The sequence below is a fragment of the Achromobacter sp. 46006 genome, assembly GCF_059761975.1.
This window is the reverse complement of the sequence record NZ_JCBANN010000095.1, coordinates 1-12,622: the sequence shown is the minus strand read 5'-3', so window position 1 is coordinate 12,622 and position 12,622 is coordinate 1. Positions and strand designations below refer to the sequence as shown.

9 protein-coding genes are annotated in these 12,622 nt (G+C 58.8%); all 9 read right to left on the bottom strand.

What is annotated here, in order from left to right; all coding sequences use genetic code 11:
- A partial coding sequence (locus tag AC6LKG_RS25420; RefSeq protein WP_498169547.1) for a DUF1153 domain-containing protein occupies positions 1-140 on the bottom strand: 140 nt, incomplete at its 3' end.
- 142 nt (positions 141-282) lie between these two features.
- On the bottom strand, positions 283-702 hold the full coding sequence (locus AC6LKG_RS25415; protein ID WP_498169545.1) for a hypothetical protein: 420 nt from the start codon (positions 700-702) through the stop codon (positions 283-285).
- An 814-nt stretch (positions 703-1,516) separates the two neighbouring features.
- Positions 1,517-2,017, bottom strand: coding sequence for a hypothetical protein (locus tag AC6LKG_RS25410; protein ID WP_169536400.1), 501 nt, complete (start codon positions 2,015-2,017; stop codon positions 1,517-1,519).
- 191 nt (positions 2,018-2,208) lie between these two features.
- Entirely contained in the window at positions 2,209-2,520 is a 312-nt protein-coding gene (locus AC6LKG_RS25405) for a hypothetical protein (protein WP_498169543.1), read from the bottom strand.
- Positions 2,521-2,653: 133 nt separating this feature from the next.
- A complete protein-coding gene (locus tag AC6LKG_RS25400; RefSeq protein WP_498169540.1) occupies positions 2,654-3,085 on the bottom strand; it encodes a hypothetical protein in 432 nt (143 codons plus the stop codon).
- Positions 3,086-3,138: 53 nt separating this feature from the next.
- On the bottom strand, positions 3,139-3,420 hold the full coding sequence (locus tag AC6LKG_RS25395) for a hypothetical protein (RefSeq protein WP_498169538.1): 282 nt from the start codon (positions 3,418-3,420) through the stop codon (positions 3,139-3,141).
- A 672-nt stretch (positions 3,421-4,092) separates the two neighbouring features.
- The gene (locus AC6LKG_RS25390; protein ID WP_498169535.1) at positions 4,093-4,500 is read right to left on the bottom strand and encodes a DUF6911 family protein; all 408 of its coding nucleotides are present in this window, start codon (positions 4,498-4,500) and stop codon (positions 4,093-4,095) included.
- Positions 4,497-5,522, bottom strand: a complete 1,026-nt coding sequence (locus tag AC6LKG_RS25385) for a cytidine deaminase-like fold-containing protein (protein WP_498169532.1) — start codon at positions 5,520-5,522, stop codon at positions 4,497-4,499. The genes AC6LKG_RS25390 and AC6LKG_RS25385 overlap by 4 nt, the downstream gene beginning before the upstream one ends.
- Before the next feature lie 52 nt (positions 5,523-5,574).
- Positions 5,575-12,597: a hemagglutinin repeat-containing protein gene (locus AC6LKG_RS25380; protein WP_498169529.1), complete on the bottom strand. Its 7,023-nt coding sequence runs from the start codon at positions 12,595-12,597 to the stop codon at positions 5,575-5,577.
- Positions 12,598-12,622: the final 25 nt, after the last annotated feature.

Genomic DNA, 12,622 nt, shown 5'->3' with positions numbered 1-12,622 from the left:
TGTTCGACCTCTGAGGGCGACAGGTCGTATTGGCGGCTGGCCTCGGCGACGGTGGTCTTGCCTTGAATGATGTCCAGCACTAGCGCACTCTTGCGCTTGGCCGTCCAGCGTTTGATGTCGTCTTCCATCTTCATGCTCATCGTCAATTCCCTCGATTATGACGTGAGCAGGATTTCACTGGGTCAATACAGGTATTCAATGAAGCAAACTGCGGACGGGCGGAAGTCGTCTACTCGGCCGTAGCCTGCCTGAGCCGATCGAATTCGATTTTCACTAGATTAGCTAGACGGCATTTTCTTTTTTTAGGATAAGCCGCAGAGACTCCTCCGTGTAAGCCGACTTGACGCCCAATCTCCCGGAATCATCGAAAACAATATATCCGGAATTAACAAGCACTGCATATGCAACCACACCGGCGAACCACCAATCCCCCCTAGTTTTTATGTCCGCCATATGAAAATATCCTTCACGTTCGGAGATCTCCTCAGAACAAGAAAAAAAGGATAACGAGCATTCAAGCCCTGACACCCACCCCTCAACAGTCAACGAACTCTCATTAAAAGGAATTTTGCCTTTCTCATTAGATACATCTATTCGAACCTCACTGCCGCCAAAAAGCACTGCCGCACTCTCCAACCATTCCTTAAGTTGCTCCAAACTGACAGGAAACGTGTGTACCGGGACATATATGCTGCTAGCCATGCTACTGCCTTATCTTTAGCGTGGAGCGCGCTTTCATCCACCCCTCATTCCAAATATTCCAATAGCCAAATTTCAAGCATCTATACATAATTTCAACAGCGCACTGCCATGCTGATGAAACATCCGGCATGGCAGGAGAAGTGCTAAAGAGCCAACTAGGTGAATAGTCATGCTGCGTACTTGGGAGAAATATTACTCATGGTGCCACCTCACTTTTCCCGGGACGGCTTAGCATTGGTCATGGCCGCCTTCGCTGCGTACATTCCAACCGACTCGACAACCATTCCGATCAACGTAAAAACAAAAATATCAAATTCCAACCCAAGCCAGACCAATATCGCGCCAACGCACAATAACGACCCTCGTAGCCAGCGTTTGAGGTCCCCCTTGCGAATGAAAGATCGAAAAATCATACCCCAATCCCCCACTGAAAATTGACAGCGACTGCGCCCGCTACCAAAAAAATAATAGAAGGATCGCATTCGATCTACATAAGGTAATAAATCCTGCAAGCCCAAGAGACAATAATGCCAACGGCCATTTGCTCAGCCCTGGCCAACGTATGCACATCCACATGAACACGAGCAACCCACTTACCAGGGAAGACTTGAACCAATACATGAATCCCCCAAGCCATCCTTTTATTTCTTTTCGCCCAAATAAAAACCACGTGAGGCCCAGCGATAGCACAGAAATTACCAGCACCCCAAAGGCAGTGAAGTCCGCTTTCATTAAATGCATCAAAACTACTCTCCAGGAGGTCTTTCCTTAATATTATGTGCCCCCGCCGCAAAAGTGCTTCCTGCCCGCATCCCTACGCCTGCACCGGAAAAAGTTTCTTACCCCAAGGAATATTGTTTTCAGCAAAAGTTTTCTCGATTTCATCGATAAATGGTTTGCAAACAAAATTTGGCTTGCAAACAAAACCATCCCCCCCTTCCTCATAGTCTTCTAACGGAGCCAAGTTATACTTTTCAACCAATTGCTCGCCCAAATCGGAGGCATAAATGAGAGGTTGTAGCCAATATACCGCCCCTTCGTCCGAAATCTTATCTGGATTGAATTGGGATAGTTTGTTGCAAAAATCTTCGTAATTCCGCAATTGACGTGCTTTCATCCACCCCTCATTCCAAAGATTCCAATAACCAACCTTTAAGCACCTATACATAATTTCAACAACGTACTGCCATTCTGATGAAAAATTCGTCAAAAAAGGAATGGTGCCAAAGAGTCCGCGGGGGGAATAGTCATCAAACGTCAATTGATAGAACTCAGTTTGAATAATTGCTGCGTACTTGGGAGAAATATTACTCATGGTGCCACCTCACTTTTCCCGGAGCGGCTTAGCATTGGCATGGTCGCCTTCGCCGTGCACATTCCAACCGACTCGACAACCATTCCGATCAACGTAAAAACAAAAATATCAAATGGCAACCCAAACCAGACCAATATCGCGCCAACGCACAATAACGACCCTAGCAACCGGCACTTTTGACGTCAAATGATTCAACGCTTCTCATTATCTTGAACAGCTCTACCCATTTGCTCTTTCTTTCTGGCCTTCAGCCACCCTGGTGGATATGGCGCACGATCGAAGGGACGGATATTCAACTGAGCCGCCCGCGCCGAGTACCCACCAACCGACGCAAATACAAGGCCTAAATAAAAAACCCAACCCGTATTCCAGATCTTGATATCAAAGAAAATTACGGCCACCCCAATAATTAACAAAGAGTAGCGGCAAACAGGGGCCACATTACCCTCTTTCACTAAAATTCGATAAACCACATCAACAATCGAATTCGTTTTAATCTGCATATCTAGCCTTCAGATATTCACCAAGCTCGTTGAATAGAATGCCCCCATCCGGAACAACTGCACCAGCCCTTTCACAGCTAGGTCAACTCCGCCACCAACCACGTAGGCTCCGTTCGGACTGCTTCACCTCGGTCTAGAGCCTCCTTGAATACCGCTCTTTTAGTCTTTCAGCAGATCTGAGAACACCATTCCCTTCATCAGGGAAGAAGGCTGAATAAATATCAGCAGCAATTTTCATAAGAGATACGTAGTCAGGCACGGAAATACTGGAAGTTTCCATTTCGCCCAAGAAAAAGCTGACCTCGTTGAAACTCTCCGGATCGTCCCAGTTCTGATCAAGAGAATAGAAAAAACCTTCGCTCACAGTGAAGCCAAATCCCCGCGAAGCCTCATAGATAAACGCAGGAAAATTAATTTTCTCTGTAACTATAGAAGCCTCTAGCAACGCGTAAAGGTCTTCAGAATCAAGACCAGTGGAAATAAGTGCCTTCTTGAGCGCATCAAGCCAGGGCACGTCGACCATCTTTTCTCCAACCGCAGCTTCCGAATCGACGGATGGCTTCATTACAACCCTCCAATCGGTTGAACATAATCATCTGGGAAATGGTGGAAGATATATCAATCTTCATCCGCCGACCGCTTCTTTCGCCTCGACTTTAGCCATCCTCGCGGATAGGGTGCAGAAGAGAAGGGACGAATCTTCAATTGGGCCGCCCGAGCGGAATACCCGCCCACCAAGGCAACAGCAAAGCCGACATACCAAATCCAGCCAGTATTCCAAAGTTTTATATCTGCAAAAAAAAGCGCGCCACCACATATTGCAAATAAATATCTAAATACGGGCGCAATATTGTCATCACGCATAAAGACGCGACGCATCATTTCCATAAAATTATTCATGGGTTAATTTGCATATTTGGATTTTAGGTATTGACCAATACCGTTAAATACAATGGAGCCACATGCTATCGAGTCACTGGCTGCGTGACGTTCGCTCCGGCCGTATCCCGGCTCAGCCCGGCCGTGCTGTCCGACGGACTCCAAAAATCCTATCGTTCATCCAAAATTGACTCCTTCCACTCATCAGGTTTTGTCATGCTATCGTCGCTCTTTGAATGGCTTCACTCCAATAGAACCTGCCCTAGCTGAATATCCCCCGACTGCACAAATAATCACCCCGACAAGAGTTATCCAATAGGAAGAAAACCAAGAACCGAGCCAACCCACCCCCATGCCAGAAATTACGAGGAAAAGTTGAAACAGCGGATGAAAATTCCCGTTTTTTATGAACACAAGCCCCGTTATTTGACTATAAGAGCGTACGGACTTGGCACTCTCCCGAGCGTTCCCGCTAGCGCGCCGAAACGGCCATTTGCTTTAGCCAGATATGCAATCACATCCGCATTCTGGTTGCCGCGATCGTTATAGTCCGCATGGCTTATTAACCTTGCCAAGCCTGCAGCGCATTCAGGCCAATTAGCTACCTCCCTCTGAACGGCAGAGGGGATACCACTCACATATTGCGTCACTGCGGGCAAAGATATAATCAGAACAGATGGCAAACGCCTCTTTTCATTCCGACATCATTTCCTTCGAAACATCATGGCGCTCGACAAACTCTTTGAATATCTGACAAACAAGTAAGAAATCAGTCGTTATGGCAGCAGCCGGATAAGGCTCTCCAAAAATAGCCTTGAAAGTGTCTGCCGATGAGGTCCTAAGTGTTCGAACCACATAATCTCCATTGTCAGAATATTCCCCAAGCATTAATAGATAATTAAATTCTTCAGCATACAACCTTAATTTTTGCGGTCCAAATTTCGGCGATGGATCCAATCTCGCCACAAGCACGCCAGGCAGCCCCTTTGAATATTCCTGCAGCCTTTCGTCCAACGCCGCTGAATCTGGATTCTGCAGAACTTGAAGCTGCGTACGCCCCTTTCTTGGCATTACCAAATACCCCCCAATCATCACATTCATTGCAATTTCCTTATCGAATTCATCCTCCGGGACCATAAATATATTTTTGCAGCTTTTGTTTCTTCATCCACTGCGTGCACAGTCACATATCTGAGACCAGCCTTTTCAGCAGCCGCTGCGATATCCCCCCGACAATAGTCACAAACATCTTTCCCTTTTACAACGATTGTCATTTCTGCCCCCTGAGTTTTGCCTGCTCGATACGCCTGCTCGATTACACCAATCTCAGCATGCGCACTCGCCATGTTTCCGTTGGGCATCGGTTTCCCTCTTTTCTGTACTTTCTCCAGAATTCTCTCAAAAATTAATGTAGAGTCCTCTGTCAGAAATTCGTAGTTTTGCCTAGCCGTTTGGTTAACGTCGTTAAATACTGCCTCCCCTATCCGCCCCTCAGCCTTCACGACTGGAATTGCGACTGGTTCCCCCAACAGCCGTGCATTGAATTTTTGAAACACCTCAACCAGCCGTGGTGTACCCAGCAGAGCAAAGGCTACATCCTTGCCCTTCGAACCAAGATATCCTGCACCTCCTCGTACAATTTCATCCTCAGTGATACCCGCCACAAGCAAACTTATTTGCTGATTGATAAGATCAACGCTACCTGGATCGTCTTGGTACAGTAGCTTGGCCGCCTCTAAGGATATAACTGCATCATTTATCCTACTAAACTTTGAAGTGCAGTTATTCCCGCAAGGCACACCTAGGTAAACTTCCGCTTTTGTAACTTGTTGACTCGCGGTTTCTCCGGGCACCCTCATACCAAACCGAGCCTGTTGTTCCGGGGTCCAAGACCCATCCCCATTGCCATTTAGTAGATGATTTCTTCGCTCCACCGGGTTTGCCACAAACAGGGATGCAGGCTTGTTTTCCGCTATATACTGACGTGCAAATTCATCGCGTCCACCGGTATTCACAGAGTCCGCTCGCTCGTCGACAAGAGCGTATCCCGCTGACAGTAACCGCTGATAGGCCTCTTCAACCGAGATATGCTGCCCTGTCACTTCAGCGACATACTTTTGCATGCCTACCGCGTTTTCCTTGGCCCACTTTCGCTCGTCTGGGTGCAACTGCCGGTTATACATGTTGGCAACAAGAGCCCCCCCCCGCACCACTTGCTCCCCCAGCTAGCCCACCAGCAGTACCCGCAATCACGTTAGTAATTACAGCAGCGACCTTGTCTCGGATTTCAGGCGATAGATCCGATACTGCCTTTTGAATTTGCTCTTGGACTAAGTTATTAGCTAAGTCACCAGCAACGGTGCCAGCTATCGCGCCAGCAACATTACCCCCACCCAGCGCGGCACCCACCCCAGCCACAGCGGCATGCAAGGCGACTGCCCCCTTCTTTCCTTCCCCCCATATTTCGGGATCATTCTTAGCAAGGTCCTTGAGCACATCCCCCGCAATCTGCATCCCCAACTGCCCAAACGCCTGCTGGAACTCCAGTTGCTCGCGGACCTTGTCCTTGTCGAAGATCTTCCCAATACTGCCGTTCGCCCCAGCCGTATCCCGGCTCAGCCCGGCCGTGCTATCCCGGCCCGTTCCCGCGTCCGAACGCACCGCCAGCGTGCCCGCCGACACCGCCGCGCGGGTCGTGCCCGTCTCGCTGCCGCTGGTGCTGGCGAAGCTCAACCCCGATGGCCCGGCGCCCAGCGCGGCGCCTTTGTTCGGCTTGTCGAACGCACCCGACATGCCCAGGTTGATGCCGACCGTGGTCGACTTGTATTGCGCCGTGTTGTGGATATCGCGGAATCCCAGCGTCTCGGTGGACAATCCGTTTTTCGCCGCATCGGCGTCGCTGGCGATGACCGCGCCATCCAATTGGGTGTGCCTGCCCACGTGGATGTCGTAACCGCCCGCGCCCGCATACAGCCCCGTCTGTTCGACGACGCTGTCGTAGTTGGACTTGGTCTTGCCGATACTCGCGCCCAGATAGGCATTGCCCGTCATCGAACCAAAACTGAAGCTCCCTCCGGCATTGACCTGCTTCTGCCTGGCGTCGTAGCGGTCTGAATCCTGCTGGCTCGCCAGCGTCAGGTTGCGGCCGATATCGGCGCGGATGCGGTCGGCGCGCGCCTGGGCGCCCTCCAACAGGGTGTCCCGGCCGGAAAGCAGCGCGAGGTTGTCTCGCGCGCTGACCTGCGTCTCGCGATGGGTCGTGCCGTTGCCGCGGGCCTTGCCACTGCCCGCGTAGCCGCTGGCAAAGATGTTGATGCCGCCGCCGCTACCGCTATCGGACACGCCGATGCCAACGCCGACCTTCCAGCCGCTGTTCTTGCTGGTGGAGACTTCGGTGGCGGTCTCGGCCTGGCTTTGCAGCATCAAGTCATTGGTGGCCGCCAGCAGGACGTTCCTGCCGGCCAGATCGCTCCCGATGAGGGACACGTTGCCCGTGCCGGCGGCGTCTTTTTCGCCCGCGGCCATGAGGGAAAGATCGCCCCCGGCCATGACGGACGAGGCAAAGGCGGTGTCCTGGGTGCGCCGGGTTTCGCTGACGGATTTGCTGGCGCCCAGGCTGATCTGGATCTGGGCGCTGGCAGCTTCCTTCCGCGCCGGCGTTGCGTTGTCGGCCTTTGCCGCGTCCATCATCCGATTGGCCTGCACGACCTGATAGGCCGCCTGCCCGACCTTGACGGCGGCCAGGCGGCCATCCTTGGCCTCGCCGGCTTGCTGCAAGGTTCCCTGGACCTGCTGGGCCGCGCCCAGCATGCCGCCAGCCACGCCGATGGTCAGGCCGGACTGCTTGAGCTCGTGGTATTCGTGTTGCCGCGCGTCGCCGACACCGGCGAGGATCGCGACGTTGCTGCCGGCCACGGAAATGTTGCCATCCTGGGCTAGCAGGTTGCTGGCCATGACATCGACATTGCGTCCCGCATCGATGCCGAGGTTGCCACCGGCGCTGCCCACCGTGCTGGCCGAATAGCCCCCGCTGGCGCCGCGCATCCAATCGGTGCGCTGTTGCGTGCTGTAGCCGATGCTGAATCCGCCCCCGCCACCAAAGCCCGACCGCTTGACCTTTTCGTACTGGTAGTCCTTGTAGGTTTCGTCCTTGGCCAGAACCTGCAAGTCCCTGCCGACGGCGATCCCGACGTCGCGGTCGCCCAGGACGTTCGAGCCAAGGACAGTGATGTCACGCCCGGCCAGCATCGCGACCGTGTCGCCGCCAAAGGTCGAGCTCACGCCTTGCGTCCATTCCGTCTCGCTCTTGCGATGGGTTTTCTTGCTGGACAGGAATCCCTTTTCCTTGAAGTAGGTCTCGTTGTACGTGTAGCCGGCCGAGTCTCCCGCCAGCACGTTGATATCGCGCTGCGCGTTCACGCCCAGGGCGCCCGACGCCGAGACATCGGCGGCGCGGGCGTTGACATCGTTGCCGGCGAGCAGCGTCAGGTCGCCGCCCGCGGCGATGCGCGTGCCGACATCGGTCGCGGCGCGCAGCTCGGCGCGGTTGCGGCTGTCGTAGCGGAAGGATTCGGCGTAGCGGGTCTCGGCGCTGGTCAGGTTGATGTCGTTGCCGGCCTGGATGCGTGCATCGCCCGTGGCGTCGATGACGGCGGCCTGGGCCGAGAGGTCGCGCCCGGCCTGGATGTCGAGCGTGCCGGCGTCGATGCGCGACACGCCATCGATGCGGGTGCTGGAGACGCCGCCGCTGGCGCTGGATCGGGTCGAGGCCGACAGGGTGATGTCGCGGCCCGCCTTGAGCGCGATGGCGCCGCCCTTGATTAGCCCCGCCAGGTCGTGGATGTCGTTGCGGGCGCTCAGGTCGATGCTGCCGGCCTGCATGGCGCCGCCGGCGTTGCGCACGTCGCCGGCGTTGACGACCAGGGCGCGGCGCGCGCCCAGCGTGCCGCTGTTGGTCAGGTCGCCGGCCACGTCGATGCGGGTATCGCGGCCGGCGATCAAGGTGCCGTCGCCGCGCAGGTCGCCTGGCTTGACGGCCAGGTAGACCTGGGGCGCAAGCACTGTCTGGCGCGAGCCGTCGGGCAGCGTGACGGTGGTCTCGACCAGCCAGACGATGTCGCCGGTCAGCCGGCGCATCTGGTCTTCGGTAAGCGCGGTGCCCAGCGTCAGGTCGAATCGGCCGGCAAAGTCGGCGCCGGCCGCGAGCAGCGCCTTGTACTGCGATTCATTGTCGGCGTAGTCGCCGACAAAGCGGCTGCCGGTGGCCAGCATGATCTGCTCGGCCACCTGGCGCTGTTCGTAGAAGCCATCGCCCAGGCGCTTGAGTGTCAGGCCCGGGTCCTGGTTGAGGCGGCGCAGCAGCATGTCGCTGGAGACGGCACTGCGCAAACCGGTGAACTGGCGGTCGGTGACGACCAGGGCCGGCGCATCCGGCGAGGCGACCACCTGATACAGCCTGTTGGTCGGCAATACCGGCGGCAGGGTGACCACGCGCACCGTCTGATTGCCCGGAGCGCCGATGTCGATGATGCGTGCGACGGGCCGCCGGGACGGCGCCGCGCTGGCCGGCGGATTCGACAAAAGCGCGGCGGGCGGCGCCGCATGGGCGCTGTCGGGCAGGGCGGCGTGGCCCATGGCCGACCCGACTGCCACGTCCAGGCGCTCGGGTTCGGCGGCACTTTCATAGTGCCCCCAGGATTCGTTGCGATGACGCCGGCGCGTAACGGTGTGCACGATCGAGCCGACCCGCTCGATATGCCTTTCGCCGGGCGCGCCCCGGTTGTCGATGCCCGGGCCGTTCACGGTCAAGGCGCCACCCGCCACGATACGGCTCTTGTCATTGATGACCGCGCCGCTGAAGGCGGCATCGCCACCGGCCAAGATGCTGGCCGGGTCCGACGACGTGACGCGGGTCTCGCTGACGTCCTCGCGCACGATGTAGTAGAAGAAGTTGCGGACCAGGCGGTTGTTGAAGTCGGCGTTGAAGGCGCGGATTCTGGCTTGCAGTTCGTCGTGGCGCGCCTTGTTGATCGCCTGCGCCTCTTCCCGCGCTGCGGCGGCTGCCTTTGCGCAATCGTCGGTATTGCACTGGCCTTGCTGTGGGGCAGGGACGGGCACCGGTTCTTCCACGTCGAACACTTGCCAGACGCGATCGCCGGCGTGGTAGCGAGGGACAGGAACGCGTGCCGACAGTACGCCCCCTGACCGTACCCACGCATAGGCCGGGGGAATAGGTGCGTCCACCCCCTCTTCGCCCTTGACCCGTGGCACGTAGTCAAACGGCGGACCGTAGCGCGACTCCGGATACTTGGCCGACGGCAGCAACAGGCTGCGGTCGGGGTCGTCGTTCAGGAACGCCGGGTCCTTGCCGCACGAGGTGGTGACCGAATCGCACAGCCACGTGGTGGCGCCGTCCAGCAATTCGGTGCCGTTCTCCAGCCGGTAGTAGATCTTGCGGTCGGCATGGCTGACCTGCACCTGTTCGCTGGTGAAGTGCGGGTTGAGGTTTTCGATGTGGTCGGCGGCGATGCGGGCGTCACCACCGGCCTCGATGGTGGCGGATATGTTCGATACCGTGTCCGCCTGGCCCGCCGCCAGACCCGCGATATCCAGATTGCGCCCGATCCGCAGGTCGTCCGCCGCGTACAGCAGGGCATGCTCGCGGTTGGTCAACGTGCCCGCGCCCAGGTCCATATCGCCGCGCGAGGCGATGACGGCGTTGGCATCGTTCAACAACGTCGGCGCCAGGATGGCGATGCGGTCGCCGTAAAGGCGCCCGCTGTTGCGCAGGCTGCCCGCGCGGATGTGGCTGTCGCCTGCGTCGATCAAGCCGGCATTGGCCAGCTCTCCGCTGATGGCCAGGTCGATGCCACGCAGGCCGATGAGTTCCCCCGTCGCGCCATTGGTGAGCGCGTCGGCGGTGATCCGCAAGTCTTGCCCCGCGTGCAGCTTGCCGTCGTTACGCAGCGTGCCGGTGGCCAGGGCCAGCGACCCGACCGTGGCCAACTCGCCCTCGGCATTGCGCAGATCGCCAACCTGAAGCCGCGCATCGCCTTGGGATGCGAGCCTGCCGCCGCTGTTGTCGAGCGCGCCGGCGGTCAGGTCCAGTTCGCGGCCGGCGCCGATGCGGCCGGACTGGTTGTCGAGGGCATCCGTCACCAGCGCGATGCGCGCCCCCGCCAGCCCAAGGCGACCGGAGAGGGCGTCGGGATTGGCCGCGTCAGTGTCCGTGGCGTCGGCACCAGCGCCCGCGATACCGCCGGCCAGCGTGTCGCGATTGTCCACACGGCCCGCGTGCAGGACCAGCGCATCGTCTCCCTGAATCCGGCCGGCACGGTTGTCGAGCACGCCTTGCGTCTGCAGGGTGAGGTCGCTGGCTGCCATCAGGCCGTTTGCGTTCGCCACCTCCTGCGCACGCAGCAAGGCCACGCCCTCGGCGGCGAAGGTGCCGCCAGCGTTGTCGATCTTGCCACCGGCATTCAGCGTAAGTTCGCCGGCGCCAAGAATCTTGCCTCGCGCGTTGTCCACGCCCGAGGCGCGGATGTCGGCCACGCCGCCGTAGACGCTGCCGTCCTGGTTGCGCAGGTCGCCAAGGATGTCCAACGCCAACCTGTCGGCCGCGACGTGGCCACGTTCGTTGAACATGTCTGCGGCGCCCAGCGTGGCGCGCCCCTGGGCGAGCAGGCTGCCGTCCGTGTTGTCGAGGCGGCCCGAGATGGCAAGGTCCAAGGCGCCAGCGCTGGCGAGCTTGCCTGCGGCATTGACCAGGCTGCCGGCATCGATGCCGACCACGCCGCCGTAGACGCGGCCACCCTGGTTGCGCAGCGCGCCCACGCTGGCGACCGCCAGCGTGCCTTGGGCTTGCAAGACGCCATCGCGGTTATCGACATCGGCGGCTTGCAGCGCGATATCGCCGCCAAGCAGCTTGCCGCCCAGGTTGTGGAACGCGCCGCCGCCATCGATACGGGCGGTGTCGCGGGCCTGGATCACGCCGTCCTGGTTGTCGATTCGGCGGGTGCCGCTGATCGCCACGGCACGGCCCGACACCACGCCGCCAGTCCCGTTGACGACCACGTCGCCGTCCAGCGCTACCGTATCCCCGCCAGCGATCGTGCCGCCACCGTTATCGATGGCGCCTGCCACGTGGCCGTCAAGCGCGCCACCGCTGGTGAGCTTGCCAAGCGTGTTGTCCAGGCTGCCGGCATGCAGCGAGACCGATGCGCCATATAGCGCGCCGCCTCGGTTGAAGAGCGCGCCCGTGGCGTCCAAGGCCAATACACCGCCGGCCGCCAACTGGCCTTCCGACAGATCGAGGGTGTCTCCGCGCAGCAGGGCGTCGCCGCCCGCCAGCAGGGTGCCCGTGTTGCCGATGCGCGCGGCTTGCACGTCCAGCCCGGCCGGCCGCAGCGAGCCATCCGCTTGCAGGCCGGCGCTCACCGCCCCCCCGTTGTCGAAACGGCCAGCCACAAGGCGGCTGCCGGCGCCCGAGGACATGGCCCCGTCGTTGCCGATCCTGCCTGCGGCATCCAAGGCCAAAGCGCCGGCCGCGGCAACCGCGCCCGCGTTGACGACATCGCCCGCGCTACGTACCGCCAAGTCGGTGGCGGCCTGCATATGTCCCGATGGCTGGATACGGACATCACCGTTCACGTCGACCGACAGCGCGCCCGTCAACGCAGCCAGATTGCCGCCGATGTTCACGCCCACGCCGGCCTCGGTGCCGATCAGGCGGATGCTGTTGGCGTACATGCCGCCCAGCGCGGCGGTGTCCAGCGCCACGATGGGCGCGGGGCCATCACCCGCCTGCGCGGATATGGCGTCCGAGCCATAGTCAACGCGCGATGCGCCAGCCGTCACATTCAGCCGGTTCGCCCAGATGCCCGCGTTGATCTCCAGCGTGCGCGCGAGCAGGTCCACTTGGCTGAGGTTCATGCCGTTCAGGCCTTGCCCCTCGACCGCGAGCCGGCCTGTCGTCACGTCAAAGCCAATGCCGCCGTCCGGCCCGACGCGCGGCTTGCCGGTGGTCAGCGTGGCGCGGTCCGCGTTCAGGAATCCGCAGCCATTGCACGTAATACCCGCCGGGTTGGCGACGATGACGTTGGCCCGATTGCCAGCCACTTCCAACGTGCCGAGCAATTGCGACGGATTGGGCGCGGTGACCTGGTTGAGAATGGCGCCCGCATGCCGATTGCCGAGCATGGGGTTGCCCGGCACTTGTCCGGCC

Excerpts from the sequence above, each read along its gene's own strand:
- AC6LKG_RS25395 (WP_498169538.1), bottom strand. The coding sequence starts at position 3,420 with ATGAATAATTTTATGGAAATGATGCGTCGCGTCTTTATGCGTGATGAC.
- AC6LKG_RS25410 (WP_169536400.1), bottom strand. The coding sequence starts at position 2,017 with ATGAGTAATATTTCTCCCAAGTACGCAGCAATTATTCAAACTGAGTTC.
- AC6LKG_RS25385 (WP_498169532.1), bottom strand. The coding sequence starts at position 5,522 with ATGCAAAAGTATGTCGCTGAAGTGACAGGGCAGCATATCTCGGTTGAA.
- AC6LKG_RS25415 (WP_498169545.1), bottom strand. The coding sequence starts at position 702 with ATGGCTAGCAGCATATATGTCCCGGTACACACGTTTCCTGTCAGTTTG.
- AC6LKG_RS25400 (WP_498169540.1), bottom strand. The coding sequence starts at position 3,085 with ATGAAGCCATCCGTCGATTCGGAAGCTGCGGTTGGAGAAAAGATGGTC.
- AC6LKG_RS25405 (WP_498169543.1), bottom strand. The coding sequence starts at position 2,520 with ATGCAGATTAAAACGAATTCGATTGTTGATGTGGTTTATCGAATTTTA.
- AC6LKG_RS25380 (WP_498169529.1), bottom strand. The coding sequence starts at position 12,597 with ATGCTCGGCAATCGGCATGCGGGCGCCATTCTCAACCAGGTCACCGCG.
- AC6LKG_RS25390 (WP_498169535.1), bottom strand. The coding sequence starts at position 4,500 with ATGAATGTGATGATTGGGGGGTATTTGGTAATGCCAAGAAAGGGGCGT.